General features: G+C 70.8%; 18 protein-coding genes and 1 pseudogene. 10 read left to right on the top strand and 9 right to left on the bottom strand.

Annotated elements, in window-relative coordinates; all coding sequences use genetic code 11:
* From GWK61_RS37460 to GWK61_RS37450, 3 genes are all read right to left on the bottom strand, one after another.
* Positions 1-844, bottom strand: an 844-nt coding sequence (locus GWK61_RS37460) for a CLIPPER-2 domain-containing protein (protein ID WP_194916446.1), incomplete at its 3' end; no start/stop codon positions are given.
* A gap of 145 nt (positions 845-989) precedes the next feature.
* A complete protein-coding gene (locus GWK61_RS37455; protein WP_194916445.1) occupies positions 990-1526 on the bottom strand; it encodes an LOG family protein in 537 nt (178 codons plus the stop codon).
* A gap of 122 nt (positions 1527-1648) precedes the next feature.
* Positions 1649-2701: a helix-turn-helix transcriptional regulator gene (locus GWK61_RS37450; protein ID WP_194916444.1), complete on the bottom strand. Its 1053-nt coding sequence runs from the start codon at positions 2699-2701 to the stop codon at positions 1649-1651.
* A gap of 215 nt (positions 2702-2916) precedes the next feature.
* Between GWK61_RS37450 and GWK61_RS37445 the strand changes: the two genes are divergently transcribed.
* Positions 2917-5901 (top strand): glutaminase domain-containing protein, encoded by a 2985-nt coding sequence (locus GWK61_RS37445; RefSeq protein WP_228563578.1) that lies wholly within the window; start codon positions 2917-2919, stop codon positions 5899-5901.
* A gap of 122 nt (positions 5902-6023) precedes the next feature.
* Positions 6024-6902: an LLM class F420-dependent oxidoreductase gene (locus GWK61_RS37440; protein WP_194916443.1), complete on the top strand. Its 879-nt coding sequence runs from the start codon at positions 6024-6026 to the stop codon at positions 6900-6902.
* A gap of 55 nt (positions 6903-6957) precedes the next feature.
* On the opposite strand, the gene GWK61_RS37435 is transcribed toward GWK61_RS37440, so the two are convergent.
* Positions 6958-7470 carry a VIT1/CCC1 transporter family protein gene (locus GWK61_RS37435; protein WP_194916442.1) on the bottom strand — a complete coding sequence of 171 codons (513 nt, stop codon included), beginning with the start codon at positions 7468-7470 and terminating at the stop codon, positions 6958-6960.
* A gap of 141 nt (positions 7471-7611) precedes the next feature.
* Here GWK61_RS37435 and GWK61_RS37430 point away from each other — a divergent pair, with 141 nt between their 5' ends.
* The 4 genes from GWK61_RS37430 to GWK61_RS37415 all read left to right on the top strand — a co-directional run bounded on the left by GWK61_RS37430 (position 7612) and on the right by GWK61_RS37415 (position 10492).
* Positions 7612-8625, top strand: a complete 1014-nt coding sequence (locus GWK61_RS37430; protein WP_228563577.1) for an aldo/keto reductase — start codon at positions 7612-7614, stop codon at positions 8623-8625.
* Between the two features lie 10 nt (positions 8626-8635).
* Positions 8636-9364 (top strand): TetR/AcrR family transcriptional regulator, encoded by a 729-nt coding sequence (locus tag GWK61_RS37425; protein WP_194916441.1) that lies wholly within the window; start codon positions 8636-8638, stop codon positions 9362-9364.
* A 157-nt stretch (positions 9365-9521) separates the two neighbouring features.
* Positions 9522-9965: a universal stress protein gene (locus tag GWK61_RS37420; protein ID WP_194916440.1), complete on the top strand. Its 444-nt coding sequence runs from the start codon at positions 9522-9524 to the stop codon at positions 9963-9965.
* A 74-nt stretch (positions 9966-10039) separates the two neighbouring features.
* Positions 10040-10492, top strand: coding sequence for a MarR family winged helix-turn-helix transcriptional regulator (locus GWK61_RS37415; RefSeq protein WP_194916439.1), 453 nt, complete (start codon positions 10040-10042; stop codon positions 10490-10492).
* A 16-nt stretch (positions 10493-10508) separates the two neighbouring features.
* On the opposite strand, the gene GWK61_RS37410 is transcribed toward GWK61_RS37415, so the two are convergent.
* Positions 10509-11996 (bottom strand): MFS transporter, encoded by a 1488-nt coding sequence (locus GWK61_RS37410; protein WP_194916438.1) that lies wholly within the window; start codon positions 11994-11996, stop codon positions 10509-10511.
* 409 nt (positions 11997-12405) lie between these two features.
* Between GWK61_RS37410 and GWK61_RS37405 the strand changes: the two genes are divergently transcribed.
* Entirely contained in the window at positions 12406-13500 is a 1095-nt protein-coding gene (locus tag GWK61_RS37405; RefSeq protein ID WP_194916437.1) for an ABC transporter ATP-binding protein, read from the top strand.
* Between the two features lie 107 nt (positions 13501-13607).
* On the opposite strand, the gene GWK61_RS37400 is transcribed toward GWK61_RS37405, so the two are convergent.
* Positions 13608-16364: an AAA family ATPase gene (locus tag GWK61_RS37400; protein WP_194916436.1), complete on the bottom strand. Its 2757-nt coding sequence runs from the start codon at positions 16362-16364 to the stop codon at positions 13608-13610.
* A gap of 144 nt (positions 16365-16508) precedes the next feature.
* Here GWK61_RS37400 and GWK61_RS37395 point away from each other — a divergent pair, with 144 nt between their 5' ends.
* On the top strand, positions 16509-17210 hold the full coding sequence (locus GWK61_RS37395) for an alpha/beta fold hydrolase (protein WP_194916435.1): 702 nt from the start codon (positions 16509-16511) through the stop codon (positions 17208-17210).
* Positions 17211-17283: 73 nt separating this feature from the next.
* On the opposite strand, the pseudogene GWK61_RS61035 reads toward GWK61_RS37395, so the two are convergent.
* A pseudogene (locus GWK61_RS61035) lies at positions 17284-17562 on the bottom strand (VOC family protein); the annotation flags it as partial.
* Positions 17563-17756: 194 nt separating this feature from the next.
* Positions 17757-18647, bottom strand: coding sequence for an aldo/keto reductase (locus tag GWK61_RS37385; RefSeq protein ID WP_323747928.1), 891 nt, complete (start codon positions 18645-18647; stop codon positions 17757-17759).
* A gap of 152 nt (positions 18648-18799) precedes the next feature.
* On the opposite strand from GWK61_RS37385, the gene GWK61_RS37380 reads away from it, so the two are divergent.
* The gene (locus GWK61_RS37380; protein ID WP_194916434.1) at positions 18800-19552 is read left to right on the top strand and encodes an SDR family NAD(P)-dependent oxidoreductase; all 753 of its coding nucleotides are present in this window, start codon (positions 18800-18802) and stop codon (positions 19550-19552) included.
* 54 nt (positions 19553-19606) lie between these two features.
* Here the strand turns inward: GWK61_RS37380 and GWK61_RS37375 are convergent, their stop codons facing one another.
* On the bottom strand, positions 19607-20500 hold the full coding sequence (locus tag GWK61_RS37375; protein ID WP_194916433.1) for a LysR family transcriptional regulator: 894 nt from the start codon (positions 20498-20500) through the stop codon (positions 19607-19609).
* Positions 20501-20913: 413 nt separating this feature from the next.
* Here GWK61_RS37375 and GWK61_RS37370 point away from each other — a divergent pair, with 413 nt between their 5' ends.
* A complete protein-coding gene (locus tag GWK61_RS37370) occupies positions 20914-21627 on the top strand; it encodes a hypothetical protein (RefSeq protein ID WP_194916432.1) in 714 nt (237 codons plus the stop codon).
* Positions 21628-21846: the final 219 nt, after the last annotated feature.

Raw genomic sequence — 21846 nt, 5'->3', positions numbered from 1 at the left:
ACCTTGATCGGCGCGCCGGACCCGCCGTCTCGCCCACGTCGCGGAGAACGCGGTCGAGCTGGACTGGGACTTCGAGTTCGGCGGCAGCCAGTTCTTCGGCCGCGTCGCCTCCGGCGGTCGAGGTGCGGTCGCTCGCGGAGACCGACAGAGTGCTGCGATGCGGGCCGGGAGCCAGATCCACCACGGCACCGCAGTGAGCGACCGCGCCGGGAGCGAGTCCTGACGAGGTTCCGGTGCAGGTGATCCCGCCTGCCGGGACCAGCGGATCGGACAGCGAGAAGTCGTAGACCGGTACGTTGCCGGTGTTGGTGACGGTGTAGGCGAAGGTCGCCCGACCGCCGGTCGCAGTCGGCGTCACCGTGACCGAGTCGGTCGCCGTGATCAGGCTGCTGATGCCGCGGTAGCCCACCGGCGCGGACGTCGACACCGACCGGTCCCAGTCGCTGTCATCGAACGGCCACCAGTGCCCGGCGTTCCCGGTCGCGGTGACCGTCCCGTCGTGGCTACCGGCGGCCGCGCTGAAGGTGGCCGTGCAGACGACGCTGTCGTGTTCTTCCAGTTCCGGGACGTCGGCACCGCCCGAGGGACAGACGATCGCCTCGCCGAGCGCGGCGGCCAGGTGGACGTCCTCCATGTCCCGGTCGTTGTCGTTGGTCACGCGGTAGACGACGCGTACCTCGCCCCCGCTTCTGATCAGCGGATCAGGGGACGCGGGGCGTCCGTTCACCGTGACCGACATCTCCAGGCGCGGAGGATGGCAGTCCGCGTCGGAGAACAAGGCCGACACCGGCAGGGTGCCGAGGAGTGCGCACAATATCGAGACAGGGCTCGCCAAAGGGGTCATCGAGGCGCAACGTAGCAATGCGCCATGGCCATGACCAGCGGCGGAGCACCTGGCGAAAGTGGCGAAAATCCAGGGGAAGAAAGCATCGGCGACATATCCGCGAAAGGCGACGCGTTCTCACTCTTTCGGGAATGCCGCCGGGGCATTATGCCGGTGTCGCAGAGTCCAGATACGCCAGCGCCTCGGCCGGCTCGTCGGAGAAGTGCACGAGATCGGCGAGCGGCAGCGGCAGGAAGCCCTCGTCCTCCATGCGGCGGAACTGCTGCTTGAGGCCGTCGTAGAAACCGGCGGTGTTGAGCAGCACGATGGGCTTGTCGGTGCGGCCGTGCTTCTTCAGCTCCAGGATCTCGGTGGCCTCGTCCAGCGTCCCGGTGCCGCCGACCATCACCACGACCGCGTCGGCCTTCTCCAGCAGCAGCTTCTTGCGCTCGGCGAGATCGTCGGCGACCACCATCTCGTCGGCGTCGGCGCGCACCGAGGCCGACAGGAACCCGACCGACACCCCGACCAGCCGGCCGCCGCTGGCGCGGACGCCGTCGGCGAGGACCTTCATCAGGCCGACGTCCGAGCCGCCCCAGACCAGGGTGTGGCCGCCCTTGCCGAGGCGCTCGGCGAAGTCGCGGGCCGGGCCAGTGTAGCGCTCGTCGAGGTCGGCGGCGGAGAGGAAGACACAGATACGCATGAGATCACCGTACCGGCGGCTGATCGGTGCGCGGCCGACGTGTGATCAGCGTGTGATCAGCGCGCGATCGGTGCGCGATCAGTGCGCGGCCGGTCACGGCTGGTCCCGCCTGAACACGGCGATCACAGCTCGGCGCCGGTCTCGGGGGCCCCGCCCACCCCTTTCGCGTCCAGCAACCCCAGCCCGGCGGCGATCACTCCGGCCTGGAACCGGCTGCGTGCCCCGAAGGTGTCCATCAGCTCGGCGATGTGGCCGCGGCAGGCGCGCACGGACAGGCCCATGCGCTTGGCGATGACGTCGTCCTTGAGGCCGTTGGCCATCAGCGTCAGGATCGAGGACTTGATCTCGGTGACGGCCATGCGCGCGGCCGACGGTCCGGTCTGGAACGGCGTGCCCAGGTTCCAGGACTGCTCGAACGCCGCGCACAGGTAGGCCAGGATCGAGGGCTCGCGCACGACGATCGCGCCGAACTCGTGGTGCACGTGCGGCAGGAAGGCGGTCCGCTGGTCCACGATGATCATCTGGCCGGGGATCTCGGCGACGGTGCGGATCTGGGAGCCCTCGGCGAGGACGGCTTCGGCGTAGTCCTGGGTCGGGACGTGGAAGCGCGCAGTGTGCTGATACAGGCTGCGCAGCACGATCCCGCGCCGCAGCAGCGCCAGGTCCCGGGGCAGCGCGTCCTCCAGGGCGCGCGGGGGCCGGCCGCCGCCGGGCTGGCAGGCCATGATCTCGCTCTCGCAGGTCGCGGTGAGGTCGCTGATCAGGGCCCTGACAGCATGCATGTCCTCGATGACGTCCACACCGGGCGAGGCGCCCTCGCGGACGAGCGTGGAGTAGACCGGGGCCAGCGCCGCCAGCCGGGCCCGCAGCCGGTCGGTGCGGTCGCGTTCGGCGAGCAACTCGCTCTCGGCCTGCCGGTGCGCGCTCTCGCGCGGGCCGACCAGCGCCGCGATCGCCACGTCGGGACTGGCCGCGGCGACCGTGTCACCGTCCCGGATCAGGACGTGGCGCTCCTCCAGGATCGCGACCGCCCGCCGGCACTCCGCCTCGCCGTGGCCGAGGTCGGCGGCCATGCGCGGCACGTCCCCGTCGGCCGGCCGCCGCTCGGCGACCACCCAGGCGTAGACGGCGGCCAGGACGTCTTCCCCCGGCCCGGTTCCGGACGGTCCGTCCATCTTCGTCTTCCTTCCAGTTCTTCCCGGCCACATGGTGAACCATCCGGCCCCTGTCACCCCGCACATCCAAGGAATCACTGTGTAGGCAGGACCCCGGCCGACCTCTGAACCACCCGGGCGACCGGGTGTGGTGAGGCGGCGGCAGCCGGCCGTCGTCGGGTGGGTGGTGGGACCTCGCCCGGGAAGCCGTCGGCGGCACTGAACAAGTGTGCTCCATGGCAGGGCCCGAATGTGGCCGCCGGTCGACGACCCGCGTTCCGCAATCCGGCACGCCGGCCGCGAGCACCGGTACCGCGCCGATCGCGCTCTACCATGGTGGATATACGAGCATTTACACCGTCAAGGCCAGCAACGGTGACTTGGAGGAGAGCTACTTCAGCCAGCTCGGTGCGACCTGGACCAGCCAGGACCTGTCGGCCAAGTACGGCACGCCGAACCCGAAAGGCACCATCGACGCCCTCGTCCATCCGGACGCCAACCAGGCGATGACCTACGCCAGCGTTCATTCCGGACCCGAACCACCGAAGCCCGCATCGCGAAGGGACAGCACAGTGTCCAGCCCAGACTCCACTTCCACCCCCGGCAACCCGCTCGTCGGCCGCCGAGGCCTGCTGCGGAACACCGGCCTGGCGGCGCTCGCCGTGGGCGGCGGGTTCGGTGCCGCCGGCAGCGCGTCGAGCGCTTCCGCCGCGACTTCGTCCTCTGACTCGCCTTCTCGATCGTTCGCCGCCGCGGGTGCGGCCGCCCGGGTATCGCCGTCCATATCGTTCACCCCGCTGCGCGCGCCGGCCACGCCGCTGGCCGTGCGTTCGCCGTATCTGAGCACGTGGCTGCCCGGGGACAGCCTGGTCGGGACCTGGCCGACGTTCTGGAACGGCCACGTGACGGCGATCTGCGGCATCGCGCGGATCGACGGTGCCGGCTACCTGTTCGCCGGCGCGCCGGCCTCCAGCGTCGTGCCCAACTCGATGACGCAGATCTCCGTGCAGGTGACGGCAACGCGGTCGATCTTCACGTTCACCGCGGCCGGGGTGAACCTGACCGTGACGTTCTTCTCCCCCGTGGACCCGAACAACCTGCAGCGGCAGTGCGTGCCGCTGAGCTACGTCACGGTGCAGGCGGCGAGCGCCGACGGCCAGGCGCACAGCGTGGACGTCCATCTGGACGTGTCGGCGGAGTGGGCGCACGGCGATGTCACGCAGCAGGTCACGTGGGCCCAGGAGCAGACCGGCGCGGGCAGCGTCATCATGGGCTTCACGCCGCAGAGTCCGACGGTACTCGGCGAGCACGGCGACCAGGCGTCGTGGGGCACGTCGCTGATCGCGGCATCGAGTGCCAGTGGTCTGACATGGCAGGTGGGTCAGGACACTGTGGTGCGGGCGGCTTCGGCGTCGCAGGGCGTGCTGGCTGACACCCTCGATCAGAACCAGCCGCGGGCCATCAACAACAACTGGCCGGTGGCGGGGCTGAACCGGAATCTGGGGACGGTGACGTCGGCCGGTCCGTCGGCGGTGTTCGTGGCGGCGATCGGCCATGTGCGGACTCCGGGGCTGTCGTATCTGGGTGCTGATCTGGCGCCGTGGTGGACGACGTACTGGAGCAGTCGGGAGGCGATGGTCGACTGGTTCCTGGCGGACTATCCGGCGGCGTTGGCTGCGGCGCAGAGTTTGGACGCGCAGATCGAGAACACCGCGTCGGCGGCCGTCGGCGGGGGAACGGTCGGCGCGCAGTACGCGGCGTTGTGTGCGCTGGCGACGCGGCAGGCGTTCGGCGGGACGGAGTTGGTGGACCACAACGGGACGCCTTGGGCGTTCCTGAAGGAGATCTCCTCGGACGGGAACGTCTCGACGATCGACGTGACGTATCCGGGGTTCCCGGGGTTCTTGTTCCTGTCTCCGTCGTATCTGAAGCTGCTGCTGGAGCCGATCCTGGACTACAGCGAGAGTGGCCTGTGGCCGAAGACGTTCGCCGTGCACGACCTGGGCAGCAGCTATCCGAACGCGACCGGCCACAACGACGGCAGCGAGGAGGACATGCCGGTCGAGGAGTCGGCCGACATGCTGATCATGACGGCAGCCCTGTTGCAGCGGCTGCCGGCGGCCGAGGCGACGGCGTTCGCGCAGCAGCACTACACGATCCTGAAGCAGTGGGCTGATTATCTGGTCGGCACGGCGCTGGACCCGGCGAACCAGAACCAGACCGACGACTTCACCGGCTGGATCGCTCACAGTGTGAACCTGGCGCTGAAGGGGATCGTGGGGATCGGGGCGATGAGCATCGTCTCCTCGATCGCCGGGGCTTCCCATGCGGCGGATCAGGCCTCGTACTACTCCACGGCGCGCAGCTTCATCAGCCAGTGGGTGAGCAAGGGCGAGGATCCGTCGGGGCCGTACATGGACCTGGCCTACGGCTCGGCGACGACGTGGAGCCTGAAGTACAACGGGTTCCCGGACAAGCTGCTCGGCCTGAACCTGGTGCCGACCGGGGTGAAGCTCCAGGAGGCGAACTGGTACCAGTCCCACGCCGGGTCGTACGGCGTGATCCTGGATCCGCGGCACAACTACACCAAGGCGGACTGGGAGCTGTTCACGGCCGCGTTCCTGGCGGACCAGCCGGTGCGGAACACGCTGATCGCGGGGGTGTACGGGTTCGCGAACGGGACCGGGAACCGGGTGCCGTTCTCGGACTGGTACGACGTGAGCTCGGCGGCGCAGCAGGGGTTCCAGAACCGGCCGGTGGTCGGGGCGATGTTCGCGCCGGCGTTGACGGTCACGGCGGACCGGACGCGGTGGTACAAGGTGCAGAACCAGAACTCCGGCAAGGTGCTGGCGGTGACGAACCAGTCGTTGGCCGACGTCGTGAACGTCACGCAGTACACGGACAACGGGACGCCGGACCATCTGTGGGCGGTCGTCCCGAATCCGGACGGGACGGTGCGGATCGTCAACCGGAACAGCGGCAAGGTGCTGGCGGTGCACAACCAGAGCACGACGGCGGGCGCGTTCGTGCAGCAGTACCAGGACAACGGGACGCCGGACCACCTGTGGCGGATCATCGACGCCGGCGGCGGGTGGTCGAAGATCCAGAACGTGCACAGCGGGCTGGTCATGGCCGTCTCCGGGGCCTCCACCGCGAACAGTGCGCAGGTGACGCAGTGGACTGACAACGGGACCACGGACCACTTGTGGCGGCTGCTGTAGTCGGTCGAGTTCGCCCTCGCCCTCGTAGTCGCCCTCGTAATCGCCCTCGTATGAGCGTTCGGCATGGGGTTCATGCCGAACGCTCGCTTGTCGCGGGTCCGGTGCGCTCGTAGCGTCGGGACGTGATCGATGAGATGCCGGTGGTGGGAGTTTTCGGGATCGGGATGGGGCCCTGCGCGACGGCCGCGGGGCTGCGCCGGATCGGCGCCCTCGCCGAGGAGCTGGGGTACGAGTCGCTCTGGGCGCCGGAGCACGTGGTGCTGCCGAGCCCCCGGGAGGCGCCGTCGCCGCTGGACCCGGACTATCCGATCCTCGATCCGCTGATCGCGCTCGCGCTGGTGGCGGGCGGGACGCGGAGGGTGCGGCTGGGGACCGGGGTGGTGATCCTGCCGCAGCACAACCCGGTGCGGCTGGCGAAGGAGGCGGCCTCGCTCGACGCGGTCAGCGGGGGCCGATTCGAGCTCGGGGTCGGCGTCGGGTATCTGGAGCCTGAGATGGCGGCGCTGGGCGTCTCGCCGCGCGGACGCGGCGCGCGGGCGGACGAGTTCCTGCAGGCGATCCAGACGCTGCTCTACGACAAGGCACCGGCGATGGACGGACGGCACGTCTCATTCGCCGGCGTCGACGCCCACCCGCGACCGGTGCAGGAACGAATCCCGGTGGTGGTCGGCGGCGAGTCGGAGGCGGCCTTCCGGCGCGCAGCGCGGTTCGGGACCGGATGGTACGGCTTCGCGCTGGATCGTGCGCGCGTTGCGGAGTGTGTCAGTTCCCTGCGCGTCGCGGCGGAGGCGGCCGGTCGGGATTTCAGTGAGCTGACGATCACTGTGACGCCGACGGAGACGCTGAGCGCCGCCGTGGTAGCCGACTACGCGGAGTTGGGCGTGCACCGGCTCGCCGCGATGCAGCTGGACTTCCGGCACTGGCTCGTGACGGCTGAGGAGTTCGAGGAGTTCGTCCGGGCCAACGCGCCGGGTGAGATCGGAGCTGCTGCTGTTGCGTGAGGGGAACCAGGCCACGCTCGCCTGGCTCGGACACCCGAACGGCGGCCGGCCACCCTCAGCTGAGCGATCCGAGCCCCGCGCTCACCGCGGTGATGATCGCGCCGCCGAGGGCGATGGCGACGAAGGAGCGCAGGAATCCGGTGCCGAAGAAGCGGGAGCGTGCCCAGGCCAGGGTGAGGAGTTCGAGGGCGATGGTCGCCAGGGCGACGATCACGGCCGCGCTGTACTGCGGGACCAGGAACGGCAGGGTGTGCAGGACGCCGCCGAGGAAGGTGCCGGCGCCGGTGATGGCGCCGCGGGCGAGGGGGTTGCCGCGGCCGGTGGTTTCGCCGTCGTCGGACAGGCCTTCGGAGAAGGCCATGCTCACGCCGGCGCCGATGGCTGTGGCCAGGCCCGCGAAGAAAGCGTAGATCGGCTGGTGCGTGGCGAACACGACGGCGAAGACCGGGGCCAGGGTGGACAGGGAGCCGTCGATCAGGCCGGTCATCGCGGGCTGGACCCGCTGGAGCAGGAACGAGCTGTCGAAGCGGCGGCCGGTGGTGGGGTGGAGGATCGCCAGGGTGGACATGGGGTGCTCCTGTCGCTCATGAAACTGAACTGGTGGTTTCGTTATTGGTGGTAACGCCGACGTCGGTGTGATTGTTCCCTTAACGAAACTAGGAGTACAGTTTTCTCTGAGACCGACACTTCGGGAGACTTCGGAGGAATCATGGAAACCACACAGCTGCCCACCGTCCCGCTCGGCGCCACCGGCCTGCCGATCACCCGCGTCGGCTTCGGCGCCTGGGCCATCGGCGGCGGCGACTGGGAGTTCGGCTGGGGACCGCAGCAGGACCAGGCGTCGATCGACGCGATCCATCGGGCGCTGGAGCTCGGCGTGAATTGGATCGACACCGCCGCCGCATACGGCTTCGGGCACTCCGAGAGCGTGGTCGGCCGCGCGCTGCAGGGCCTGGAGCGGCGTCCGTACGTCTTCACCAAGTGCTCGCTGCTGAACGACGGCAGCGGACGCGTCGTGCACAACCTCAAGCGCGACTCGATCCTGCGCGAGGCCGAGGCCAGCGTGCGGCGGCTCGGCGTCGACGCCATCGACCTGTACCAGATCCACTGGCCGAACCCCGAGGCCGACGTCGAGGAGGGCTGGGCCGCGATGGCCGAACTGAAGGAGCAGGGTCTCGTCCGGCACATCGGGGTGTCGAACTTCGACGTCGAGCAGATCCGGCGCGCGCAGGCGATCGCGCCGGTGGAGACGCTGCAGCCGCAGTACTCGCTGATCGAGCGCGAGGTGGAGGCGGAGATCCTGCCGGCGGCGCTGAAGGACGACATCGGCGTCATCGTCTACTCCCCCATGGGCTCCGGGATGCTGACCGGCGCGATGACCCGGGAGCGGGTCGAGGCGATGCCAGCCGACGACTGGCGCAAGAGCGACGACTGGTTCACCGAGCCGCAGCTGACGCGGCACCTCGCGCTGGCCGACCGGCTGCGGGCGGTCGGGGAGCGGCACGGGATGTCGGCCGGCGCCGTCGCGGTGGCGTGGACGCTGCTGAACCCGGCGGTGAGCGGGGCGATCACCGGGTTCCGGCGCCCGGACCAGGTGGATCCGATCATCGACGCGGTGTGGCTGACGCTGACCGAGGCGGATCTGGCCGAGATCGCTGGCGACACTGACGCCAGCGCGAGCGCCAACGCCAACGCCAACGCCGACGCCGACGCCGACGTCTGAGGCGCGGGCGATGAACGGGACCGCGGATCCGGCGGGCGCGGCGGGCGGTTCGGCGGGCTCGGCCGGCACGGCAGACGCCGCTGCTGGTTCGAGCACTGATTCGGAGGCGGGTTCGACCACTGATTCGGGGGCGGATCCGGCGTCCGACGCCCCGCAGCGGGGACGGCCGCGCAGCCACCGTGCGCATCAGGCGATCCTGGCGGCGGCCTCGGATCTGTTGCTGACGCGCGGCCTGTCGGCGGTGAGCATGGACACGGTCGCCGAGCGCGCCGGCGTCAGCAAGGCCACCATCTACCGGTGGTGGCCGACCAAGGAGAGCCTGGCGCTGGACGCGCTGTTCACCGAGTGGAGCGCGGTCCAGCCGACGGTGCGGGACACCGGTTCGCTTCGCAGCGATCTGGTTTCGCTGATCCGGCCGTGGGCGCGCCTAGTGGCTTCGCGGCCGTACGGCCCGGTGATCGCGCAGCTGATCGCGGCGGCGCAGGCGGATCCGGTGTTCGCGGTCGAGTACCGGCAGCGGTTCGTGGAGCCGCGACGGGAGTTGGCGCGGGCGGCTTTGCAGCGGGCTGTGGAGCGCGGCGAGATTCCGGCGGGCACACGGATGGAGGTCGCGCTCGATCTGATCTACGGGCCGATCTACCACCGGCTGTTGCACGGGCACGGTCCGGTGAACGACCGGTTCGTGAAGGAGGCCATCGACATGGCGCTGGACGGGATTCGGGGCGGCGGCGGTCGATAGTCGCTTCGACAACCTTTTCAACAACCGCTCGACAACCGCTTCGAGCGGCGCCGGCGGGGCAGGCTCCGGCGTGAGAGGGATGGCGTGCGATCCGTATGCTCGGTAGGGAGCAGCGCACGACGTCCCCACACGCCCTCCACACCCCGGGAGCCGCAGAATGTTCGAACTGGGTACGGACGGCCCACTCGTGATCATGGCGGGCATCGACGGCTCCGAGAGCTCCGTCCGCGCCGCCGCGTACGCCGCGGGGCTGGCCCGGCGCCAGGGCGCCAAGCTGGCCCTGGTCTACATCCAGCCGTACCCGGCCAGCGTGTCGCCGTCGGCCGCCTCGGAGATGATCGCCGCCGGCCGCTCCACCGCCGAGGATCTGCGCCGCCAGATGGAGGAGGCGGCCGAACGGGTGCCGGAGGGGACCGTCGTGCGCTGGGAGTTCTACACCGGCGAGGGCGATCCGTACCACGGCCTGTGCGACTTCGCGGTCAAGCTCAGGGCCGACGCGGTGGTGATCGGGGCGTCGCAGAAGGCCGGGCACCGGATCGTCGGGTCGGTCGCGATCCGGCTGGTGAAGGCGGGGAAGTGGCCGGTGACGGTGGTGCCGTGAGCGGCGCGCGGGACCGTGCCGTGAGCGGTGCCGACAACGCGAGCGACCGCACCCGGCTGCCGTAAGCTGGGCCGATGAACAGCGAACCGCCTCCGCCCGAGGGCACCGCCCTCGGACTGATGCGGGCCATGACGCGCCTGCGGGCCCGTCTGCGCTCCGAGGCCCCTGTCGTCGAGGACGTACCGGTCACCTGGTCGCACCTGACGGTGCTGCACCGCATCGTCGAACAGGGCCCGGTCACGGCGACGGAGCTGGCGCTGGCCGAGCACGTCCGCCGCCAGTCGATGGCCGAGACCCTGGCCGGCCTGCGCGCCAGCGGCCTCATCACCGACGGCAAGGACCCCAGCGACGGCCGCAAGGTGCTGGTCAGCGCCACCCCCGAGGCCCGCGCGCTGATCGAGCGCAGCTCGGCGACCCGGGAGGCGTGGCTGGCGAAGGCGATCTCGGCGACGCTGGGCCCGGAGGAACGCAGGGTGCTGGATCGGGCGGCGGAGATCATGGACCGGCTGGCGGACGCGCAGGCGTAGGGGTAGGCGGCGTGGTCTACGGCGCTTCCATGCGGTCGGAGCGCGCCAGGTGGCGGTCCAGGACCGTCATGACCAGGACGACCGCGGCGATCAGGACCAGGATCCACGCGACGTGGTGCAGGCCCGGGTCGGAGACGCGGGTGTGGAACGCGACGCCGGTGATGGCGGCTGAGGCGATGGAGCCCAGGTAGCCGAAGGTCCGCAGGAGGCCGGAGGCGGTGCCGACGGTGGCGGCGGGGGCTTCGCGGTAGAGCACGGTCTGGTTGGCGACCGTGCCGGCGCCGGAGGTGAGGCCGAAGACGGCGCTCGCGGCGATGACCGCGGGCATCGGGGTGCCGGTATTGATGAAGAGCATTGCTATCGCGCCGACGACCAGGAGGACCGCACTGGCCAGGAGCGGGATGCGGACTTTGGTGCGGCGGGCTGTCATGCGTGCGGTGGCGGCTGACAGGACACCCATGGGGAGCAACGCCAAGCCCGCTTGGTAGGCGGACAGGCCGCGTACCGCCTCCAGCCATTGCGTGAGGCCGTAGAGGATGACGTAGGTCCCGAGGAGTGTCAGGCCATTGCGTATGTAAGTGCGTGTCAGGGCTCTGTTGGAGGCCAGGAGGCGCACGTCGAGGAACGGTTGGGCAGCGCGCAGTTCCCAGCCGACGAGGAGCGCGGCCAGGATCGCGGCGATGGCGAGGGACGGCCAGTTCAGGCGTGGCAGGGTGTTGAGGAACACGACGAGTGCGGTGAGCGAGCCGCCGAAGCCGAGCATGCCCAGCAGGTCGATGCGGGAGGCCAGGGCGCGGGCTGAGCTGTCGGCGCGGTCGGCGCGTGCCGCACGGTCAGGGTCGCTGCCGGCGTCAGGGGCGGTCTTGGCGTCCGGGGCGATGCCGATCAGCGTCAGCACGAGGGCCACCACGGCGAACGGGATGTTGATCCAGAACGCGGTACGCCACCCGAGCCAGCCGACCAGCAGCCCGCCGATCGCAGGACCGACGGCGACCGTCGCGGCACCGGCCACCGCCAGACCGCCGAGCACGCGATGCGGCGGCGCCTGCAGGCCCGCCTGGTGCGCACGGCGCCGGATGAGCAGCATCGCCGACGGGTAGCCGGCCGAGGTCCCGGCGCCGATCAGCACGCGCGCGGCGATCAGCCCCGGCAACGACGTGGCCAGCGACCCGACGACCCCCGCCACCAGCACCAGCCCGATGCCCGCCAGGAACACCCGGCGCGGCCCGAACTCCTCGGCCAGGCGTCCGGCCGCAGGCTGGGCCAGGGCGCTGGTCAGGTAGAGGCTGGAGATGAGGATCGCCGTGGCGCCGACGGTGATGTGCAGCGCCGCGGCCAGGGCGACGAGGGCGGTCGCGATGATCGAGCTGTTGATCGGATTGAGCGCCGAGCCGAGATAGAGGGGCGCGACGAAGCGAGGGCCGTAGGGATTGGCGGGGACGGCGGGTCTGGCCGGTGCGGCAGAAACGGCCGGGCCTGCGCGGAGGTTGTCAGCGACGGACATGGATGCTCCCGGTGGTCGAAGAAGCGCAGGTTTCCTGACAAGAATAGCAGGCTACCTGCCTATCTCGACCAAGAGTGTGACCAGGCACACCGCGCCGCCGAACCACCTCGGACACCGCATGCTCGGCGACCCGCCTCAGAACATCAGGCGGCCGGAACAACGCAGGCGGCGGGTGCGAGGGCTCGTCGGTGAACCGCTGGGAACCGAAGCCGACCATCAGCCGGAGCTCTAGCGCTTTACCGGCTTCTACCTGTGGCAGCACAATTTCCACCGTTCCGAGTCTTCCCAGAGCGAAATCTCGGAGTACCGTCATTCAGACAACGGCGCGCGCCTCCCAGCGCGGCCCGCGCCGACCCTCGGACTCGGATCGTCCGGCACGTTCCTGCCGGTCAGAAGGGTAAGGTCGAAGATGGCTGGTGTGGTCTATCAGGACGCTTCCTGCGTCTACCCCGGGGCGGACTCGCCCGCGGTCGACAAGCTGAACCTGGACATCGCAGACGGCGAGTTCCTGGTGCTGGTCGGCCCCTCGGGTTCCGGTAAGTCCACGGCTCTGCGCATGCTCGCCGGCCTGGAGGAAGTGTCCTCCGGCGGCATCTTCATCGGCGATCGTGACGTCACGCACCTTCCGCCGAAGGACCGGGACATCGCGATGGTGTTCCAGAACTACGCGCTCTATCCGCACATGACCGTCGCGGAGAACATGGGCTTCGCGCTGAAGATCGCGAAGGTCGACAAGGCCGCCATCGCCAAGCGCGTGGAGGACGCCGCGAAGCTGCTGGAGCTCACCGAGTACCTGGGCCGCAAGCCCAAGGCCCTGTCCGGCGGCCAGCGCCAGCGTGTCGCCATGGGTCGCGCGATCGTGCGTGAGCCCAAGGTCTTCCTCATGGACGAGCCGCTGTCCAACCTGGACGCCAAGCTGCGTGTCCAGACCCGCACCCAGATCGCCTCGCTCCAGCGCCGCCTGGGCACCACCACCGTCTACGTCACCCACGACCAGGTCGAGGCCATGACCATGGGCGACCGGGTCGCCGTCATCAAGGACGGTCTGCTCCAGCAGTGCGACACTCCGCGCGGCATGTATGAGAAGCCTGCGAACGTGTTCGTGGCCGGCTTCATCGGCTCCCCGGCGATGAACCTCGTCGAGGTCCCGATCGTCGACGGCGGCGTGCAGCTGGACGGCCTGGTGGTCCCGGTCTCGCGGGACGCGCTCGGCGTGGCCACGTCCTCCGGCGCCACGAGCCTGACGCTCGGTGTGCGACCGGAGTCCTTCGACCTCGTCGGCGACCCCGAGGGCGCCATCGCGATGACGGTCCACCTGGTCGAGGAGCTGGGCGCCGACGCCTTCGCCTACACCAGCGCGCACGTCGGGGACAAGGACGTCGACATGATCCTGCGCGTCGACGCCCGCGCCGTCCCGATGAAGGGCGACACCCTTTACGCCAAGCCGCACGGTCACGAGACGCACCTGTTCTCGGCCAGCACCGGCGAACGGCTGGAGGTCTGATCCGCTGAGGCGGAACGGGAAAGCCGGGCGGGCCCGACCGCCCGGCTTTCGCCATATCCGGGGCCTGTGAGCTCTGGCCGGACACCAGCGTGTGCACGGCGTAGGTCTCAGGGCCGGTCGAATCCTTCGAAACGCTCCAAGGCGTCGCGAAGCGCGGCCCGGGAAGTCACTCCCAGCTTGGGAAACAGCTGGTAGAGGTGGGTCGAGACGGTCCGCGGAGACAGGTAGAGCTGCGAAGCGATCTGCTTGTTGGTCAACCCCGCGGCGGCCAGGCCGGCGATCTTCCACTGCTGCGGGGTCAGCGACACGTCCTCGCCGACCGCGACGTGCACGGCCCGGCCGCCGGCCCGCAGCTCCTTGTTGGCACGTTCGGTCCACGGCTTGGCGCCGAGCCGGCCGAAGGTCTGCGCGGCGGCACTGAGCTGGTCGCGCGCCTGCACCATGGCCCGGCCACGCCGCAGCCGCTCGCCGCAGTGGAGCTGGATCCGGGCCAGGTCGAAGGGCCAGCGCTCGGCACCCTCGACGGCCGAGGCCGCGCGGAGCCCGGCGACCGCCTCTTCGTCGTCCTCGGCGGCCATCGCCTCGCCGGCGATCAGGACCATCGCCAGACGCGGGGACACCATGTGCAAGCCGGCCTCCCGGGCAGCTGCCACGTGCGCGAGCGCCTCGGCACGTCGGCCGGTGCGCACCGCGGCCTCGATCAGGTCCAGGACGGCCCACAGCGCGTGCCCGGCGAACGGCGCGAACGTCCCGGCCGGGGTGATCGCGTTCGCATACTGATACGCCTTCTCGAACTCGCTCTGCGACAGCGCGGTCAGGGTTCTGACATGCGAGGCGTACCGGCGGACGGCTTGCGCGCGCCTCGGTGCGGCCCAGCGCTCCATCTCGTCGGCGTAGGCGGTGGCCAGGGTGTAGTCGCCGCAGAGTGCTAACACACACCCCAGGACCCACTTGCCGGTCCAGGAGCGCAGCGGGTAGTCGAACTCCTCGCACAATCGCAGTCCGTTGCCCACGATCTCGCGCAGTTCGGACCATTGGCCGGTGTGAAAAGCGTGGCTGGCCCACAGGAACGAGGCCTGGATCGCCGGGAAGTTGTTCTCGCCGGTGCGGCCGCCGCGGGCTGCCAGGCGCAGCGGTTCCTCCATCGCGCCGAGGCGGTCGGCGAAGGCGCCGGCCGTGGCGATGCGGATGATGCGGGCCAGGTCCGGGCTGCCGGACATCTCGGCGATGGCGGCGTCCAGCCGGGCCCAGTCCGAGGGCTTCGCGCGCGTCGGGTCGGCGAAGGTGGCGCGCAGCATCCCCAGGCTCGGCGGGACGTCGACGCTCTTGGCCAGCAGGGCGTCGTAGCCGGCCCACATTTCGGGGCGTGCGCCGTGGACGCAGACGATCAGCAGGGTGGACAGCGCCACTCTCAGGGTGACGTCGGTCGCGTCGTAGGGCTCGGGCAGCAGCGCGATGGCGCCGGTGAGCAGGCGGTAGGCGGTGTCGATGTCGCCGTGGCTGTTCATCAGGTAGGTCGCGGTGGCCACGGCCGCGGCCAGCGAGTCGGCGTCCGGTGCGACCTGGTGCGCGGTGTCGAGCAGGCGCGGCACCTCGTGCAGGGCGCCGGTGAGGTGCGCGCCGACGTACGCGGCTTTGGCCAGGCGCCGTGCGCGTTCGGTCGCCGACGGGGTCAGGTCGGCGGCGCGCAACAGCGCGGCGACCGCGTTGACCCCGTCGCCGCGCCGGAATCCCAGGTCGGCGACCTCCTCCAGCAGCGCGGCGATCGGCTCGTCGGGGTCGACCGCGGCCTGCGCGAGGTGCCAGGCGCGTTGTTCGGGCACGGCGGCCCAGGCTTCGGCGAGCGCGCGGTGCACGCCGCGGCGTTGGTCGCTCGTGGACAGTTCCACGACGGCCGAGCGCATCAGCGAGTGCCGGAAGGCCAGGCGGCCGGTGACGTCGTCGACGTGGACCAGCCGGGCACGCTCGGCCGGGGCGAGGTGTTTCAGGCTGCACCGGCCGGCCACGGCGCGGCGCAGGACCTGCATGTTGCCGCTGCCTTCGAGGGCTGCGACGAGCAGCAGGTGGCGGGTGGCCGCGGGCAGGCTGTTGATGCGGGAGGCGAAGGCGGATTCCAGGCGCTGGGTCAGCGGCAGGCGGGTGGGCAGGGCCTGGGAGGAGCCGCGTTGGGAGTCGGTCAGGGCGGCGGGGAGTTCCAGCAGCGCCAGCGGGTTGCCCTCGGCGTCGGCCATCAGGCGCCGGCGGACGCGCGGGGCCAGGGCCGGGAAGCGTTGGGTGAGCAGCTCTTCGGCGGCGGCGTCGCTGAGCGGACCGAGTTCGTGGACCGGCAGGCCGGTGGAGTCGAAGAACCCTTCGTCGCCGGGGCGCGCCGCGCACAGCAGGCCCGAGCCGACGGACAGGCGGCGGGCCAGCTGGCCCAGGACGTCGGCGCCGGCGCGGTCCAGCCACTGCACGTCGTCCAGGACGAGCAGGGTCGGCGCCTCGGCGGACAGCTTCGCGACCAGGGCGACGACGGCGTCGGTGACGGCGTCGTGGCCCGGCGTGGTGCCGCGGCGCAGGCCCAGGGCGACGGCCAGGACCGGGTTGGCGGTGACGGCGGCGCGGCCTTCGGGTTGCGAGGTCAGCAGGCGCTGCACGGCGCTGTAGCCGACCTGGGCCCGGTACTGGACGCCGACGGTCGACAGGACCCTGATGCGGCGGGCCTCGGCCACGCCGGTGACGGCGGCGAGCAGCGCGGTCTTGCCGACTCCGGGTTCCCCGACCAGGAGCATCGACGCGTCGCTGTCCGGGACGGCGGCTGCGAACTCGCCGAGCCGTGCCAGATCGGTCTCGCGGCCCACCAGGGGTTGCTGATCACCGGTCACGACTTCAGTGAACCCGGTCCTGGATTCGATCACCAGGAAGTCCGGCGTGCGAAAGTACGTCACATGACGGGAGCGAGCGGCTCGGCCGGTTTCCTACTGTCCTGGTCAGGGCCGGTTCCGGCTCGGCGGACCAGTGGAGGAACGATGAACGAGGGTGCGGGACGCGGGAGTGTCGTGCTGGTGCACGGCGGCTTCGTGGACGGCTCGGGCTGGCAGGGCGTGTACGACGTGCTGACGGCGGACGGGTACAGCGTCGGCGTGGTGCAGAACGCCACGGTGTCGCTGGAGGACGACGTGGCGACCACGCACCGGGTGATCGAGGGCATGCCCGGGCCGGTGACGCTGGTGGGCCACTCCTACGGCGGCGCCGTGATCACCGAGGCCGGCAGCCACCCGAAGGTGCGGGCGCTGTGCTACATCACGGCCTTCGCCCCGGACAAGGGCGAGTCGGTCGGCACGCTGATCGCCGACCCGCCGCCCGGCGCGCCGGTGCCGCCGATCCTGCCGCCGCAGGACGGGTTCCTGTTCCTGGACCGCGAGAAGTTCGCGGACTCCTTCGCCGGGGACCTGCCGCGGCCGCAGGCGCAGTTCATGGCCGACTCGCAGGTGCCGTGGGGCCTGGACGCGCTGAACGGCGCGGTGTCGCAGCCGGCGTGGCGCACGAAGCCGGCGTGGTACCTGGTGGCCGGCGACGACCGGATGATCCCGCCGCCGGCGCAGCGCGCGATGGCCGAGCGGATCGGCGCGACCACGGTCGAGGTGCCGGGGAGCAGTCACTCGGTGTACGTGTCGCGGCCGGCGGCGGTGGCGGATCTGATCAAGCAGGCTGTGGCGGCGGAGGGCTGAGGTTGGTGTGGGGGCGGGCGTGAACCGCTCACCGGCTGGGACGGGAGCCGATGCTCCCGTCCCAGCCGTGTTTCCCCTCCGCAGGAGGTCTTGTCAGTTGGCTGCGGCGTTCCAGGTCCTCGACGGTGAAGGCGAGGATCAGGCCGCCGGCGTGGTCGTCGCGCTGGTCGGCCGGCAGGGTCTGCAGGCCGCGGCGCAGGAAGACGACGTGCATTCCGGAGTCGTCGCGGGTCAGGGAGGCGAAGCCGTCGGCGGCCATCTCCTCGCGGAAGCCGAAGTGGTCGGTGAGGAAGGTGCTGGACACGGGGACGTCGTCGACGTTCAGGGATATGGCGCTGGCGGTGATGCGCATGGTTCTCCCGGCCCACACCTTGCGGCTGCTCTGGCGGACCGGCGAGGACCCCGCCGCGACCGCCGGACCGCGCCGCGGACCCCGCCGTGCGCTGAGCGTGGAGGCGGTGGTCGCGACGGCGCGGCGTACGACCCCGACCACGCATACGAGTTCGGGCTGGAGCGGGTGCTGGATTCGTTCCAGGCGTTGGTCGGTTAGCCGAGCAATGCCAGGTCTTCGTGCGTCAGCCGGATCGCGCCGGCAGCGATGTTCGCCTCCAGATGTGCGATGTCGCCGGTGCCGGGGATCGCGAGAACGTGCGGGCCCTGAGCCAGGGTCCAGGCCAGGCGGATCTGCTGCGGGCTCACGCCGTGGGCCTCGGCCACCTTCGCGGCGCGGTCTTCGTCGGCCTCGGCAGCCGTAGCGGTGGCGGCGGCTTCGGCTCCGGGGCGTGCGCCGGCGATGGCGAAGAAGGGTACGAAGGCGATGCCCAGTTCGCCGCAGGCGCGCATGACCTCGACCGAGTCGGTGTCGTCGAGGCCGAACTTGTTCTGCACCGCGACGACCGGGGCGATGGCGCGTGCCTCGTGCAGTTGCGCGGCCGAGACCGAGGACACGCCGAGGTTGCGGATCAGGCCTTCCTCACGCAGTTCGGCCAGGGCGCTGAAGTGGTCGGCGAGCGAGTCCCAGCGCATGTTGCGCAGGTAGACCAGGTCCAGGTGGTCGCGGCCGAGTTCGCGCAGGTTCTGCTCGACGTCGCCGCGCAGGTCCTCGGGGCGCGCCGCGCCCTCCCAGCCGCCGGCGCGGTCGCGGCGCGGGCCGACCTTGGTGGCGACCAGGACCTCGTCGGCGGGGAAGGCGGCGAGCGCGGAGTTGACGATCTCGTTGGCCGAGCGGAGGGCGGAGAAGTAGAACGCGGCGGTGTCGATGTGGTTGACGCCGAGTTCGACGGCGCGGCGGACGACGGCGATGGAGCTCGCGCGGTCACGGGGCGTGCCGTTGTGGAAGGCGCCGGTGCCGGTCAGGCGCATGGCGCCGAAGCCGAGGCGGTAGACGGTGCGGTCGCCGAGCTGCCAGGTGCCGGAAGAGTGGGTAGCAGTAGTCACAGTGACTCCTATCAGATCGCGGGAGCCTGCCGCCAGCCAGAATCAGCGCCGATATCGGCTATAAGGAATGCCTGTGGCCGCTTTGGAAGTGTGCGATGACGCGTGGGGTTCGATGAAGCGTCACCATCGGATTTCCATGAAAGGCAATTCTCATGACTGCATACTCCCTGGACGGGAACGTGGCCCTGGTCACCGGCGCGACCAGCGGGATCGGGGCTGCCGTCGCGAAGGCGCTGGCCGAGCAGGGGGCGCACGTTCTCGTCGCCGGACGGGACCGGAAGCGCGGCGACAGTGTCGTGAACGGCATTAGGGAACGCGGCGGAAAGGCGGATTTCATTTCCGCGGATCTCAGTGACGCGGCGGCGGTTCGACGCCTGGCGCGCGAGGCCGTCGAGGCCGGCGGCGGGCGGGTGGACATCCTGGTGAACAACGCCGGCATCTTCCCGTTCGGGCCGACCGCGGAGATGACCGAGGAGCAGTTCGACGAGCTGTACGCGCTGAACGTGAAGGCGAAGTTCTTCCTCGTGGCGGAGCTGGCGCCGGCGATGGCCGCACGCGGCAAGGGCGCGATCGTCAACATCAGCACGCAGGTCGCGGCCTACGGCAAGGCGGGCATGGCGCTGTACGGGTCGAGCCTGGCGGCGGTGAACCTGCTGACGAAGGCGTGGGCCGCCGAGTACGGGCCGAGCGGCGTGCGGGTCAACGCGGTGGGTGTCGGGCCGACGCGCACCGAGGGGACCGCCCCGATGGGCGACGCGCTGGACGGGCTCGCCGCCGAGGCGCCTCTGGGGCGTCCGGCGGCGCCGGAGGAGATCGCGGCGGCGGTGGTTTACCTGGCTGGGGACGGCGCCAGCTTCGTGCAGGGCGTGGTGCTGCCGGTGGATGGTGGTCGGACCGCGGTCTGACAGAGCACTGATAGAGATTCGCCAGTGCTCTGAGTAAGTCTGGGTGATAGCTGATCAGTCACGCTCGAACGCGGCGATCAGCAACCCCAGGTCGCGGCGCCGGGAGTCGGCGGGCCAGACCGCCCAGGTGCGGCGCACCAGCGGATGGCCCGCCAGCGGCTGCCACACCACCCCGTCGGGCAGCGGCTGCGACCAGTCGGCCGGGGCCAGCGCGAAAGCCTTGCCGGCCGTCACCGCCGCCAGCTTGACCTCGGCGATGAGGCGCTGGTTCGGCGGGGCGTCGGAGCCGAGGGTCAGGCCGTGGCTGCGCAGGATCGCGGTGACCTCGTCGTACCAGGCCGGGCTGTCGGTGCGCGGGAAGGCCAGCCACTCCAGGTCGGCCAGCGCGTCCAGCGGCACGCCGTCGGCGTCGGCCAGTTCCGCCGCCTGCCCCGCCGCCAGCAGCACGCCGAGCCGTTCGCGCGTCACCGGCATCGCGTCGAAGTCGTCGCCGGCCGGGCGTTCGCGCAGCAGGCCGACGTCCAACTCCCCGGCCCGCAGCGCGGTGATCTGCTCGGCGGTGGACAGGTGCCGCGCCTGCACGCGGGTGTTCGGACACGATTCGGCGAGCTCGGCCAACGCCGGCGCGAGCACCGTCGAGGGGAACTCCAGCGGGATCCCCAGGCGCAGGACGCCGCCGCTGTCGCCGGCGATGAAGCCGGCCATGACGCGCTGCGCCTGCTCGTAGCGGGCCAGCACGGCGCGCGCCTCGCCGAGCAGGACGCCGCCGGCCTCGGTGACCTTCACGCCGGTACTGCTGCGCTCCAGCAGCCGGACGCGCAGTCCGCGTTCCAGTCCCGCGATCGTCTGGGACAGGGCCGGCTGGCTGACGTGCAGCCGCCGTGCCGCCGCCGACAGGCTCCCGGCTTCGACGACCGCCACGAAGCCCTGCAACTCCCGCAACTCCATCGGACTATCGCACCACGGCGGCGGGATCGGCGGCGTGGTGGACACACCGGCAGACGCTCCCGGGTTGCGCGCCGCCCTTGCAGGGCCCTTGGCGTGCCCGTTTATTCATCAGGCTGACATGGGTCTAGACCTAATGGACTAGACCAAGGTCCCGGAAACCCTTGACGCGGTCCGCGCACGGCAGTAGACCATCCATGACGAAGGGTTATCCGCATCACAAATCCCGTATATGCGGATCTTCACCACATCGCCTTTCACGTGACGTGCGGGCTGCGGCGACGCCGGCGTGGGACGTGGGGGCGGTTGTCAGCGCTCTGCCTCGCTCGCTCCGTTCGGGGCACCGCGCCATGCCACGGCACCACCCCGGTTCCCGGCATGCCCGCCGGGACCGTCCTGATGAAAGGACCCCCCGCATGCAACGCATCTCCACCAAACGGGGCCTGGCCGCCGGCTTGGCCACCGCCGCGGTCGCGGCCGGGATCGCCGCCCTGGGGACCGGCGGCAGCGCCGCCGCCGACAGCAGCGCGACCTCCGCGGTCTCCGCCGGGCCCGCGACCTACAGCCAGGCGGTGCCCAGCGGCGCGCCGTCGGTGTACAGCTCGCCGCTGGAGCGCTGCTCCAACGGCGTGAACCACCCGGTCAGCGGCGCCAACCCGATCCTGAGCGAGCCGCTGACCACGCAGTTCGCCAGCAACGTCGGTCTGTCGGAGGCGGTGGCGTTCAGCGGTAACCAGTGGTACGGGAACTGGACGTTCACGTTCACCAACACCTCGTCCGAGACGCTGGCCACGGACTGCGCGGTGCTGATCTGGCGCGCGCCTTCGAGCTCTGACAACCACGCGTACTCGGCGTCGGTGGCGTACGGGCATCCGCAGCAGGACTACCTGGAGGTGCCGCGCGGGGACGGGACGTCGTTCTACATCGCGCGGCTGGGGTTCCACGACGTGCCGCTGAACCAGCGGCAGGTCGCGCCGGGGCAGACGTTCACGTACACCTGGGGCGGAGCGCCCAGTACGGCGATCTCGAACAACCAGATCCGGGACTCGCTGCGGTTCACGGCGGACCTGGACCTGAGCGCGAACCAGAACATGATCCTGCACTACGGGACCAACCGGCTCACGAACTGAGCCTGGTGGTGCTGCGGGGCGGCGGCTGTGGGGTTTTCGGGCCGCCGTCCCGTTCTCACCACTCGATCTTCTACCAGGAGGGAGGGCTTGATGCGCGCTGCGCGCCTCGGTTTGCGCGGCCGGGCCGCCGGGTGGTGGTTCCTGCTGGCGGTGGTGGTCGTGGTAGTCGCGGCCAACTCGGTGTTGGCGGGGTGGTCTCGGGGGTCTGCTTCGCACGGG

It is taken from the genome of Catenulispora rubra (assembly GCF_015356825.1).
Taxonomy (GTDB): Bacteria; Actinomycetota; Actinomycetes; order Streptomycetales; family Catenulisporaceae; genus Catenulispora; species Catenulispora rubra.
Note: the sequence above shows the minus strand (reverse complement) of the source record. Positions and strands in the feature narration are given on the sequence as shown.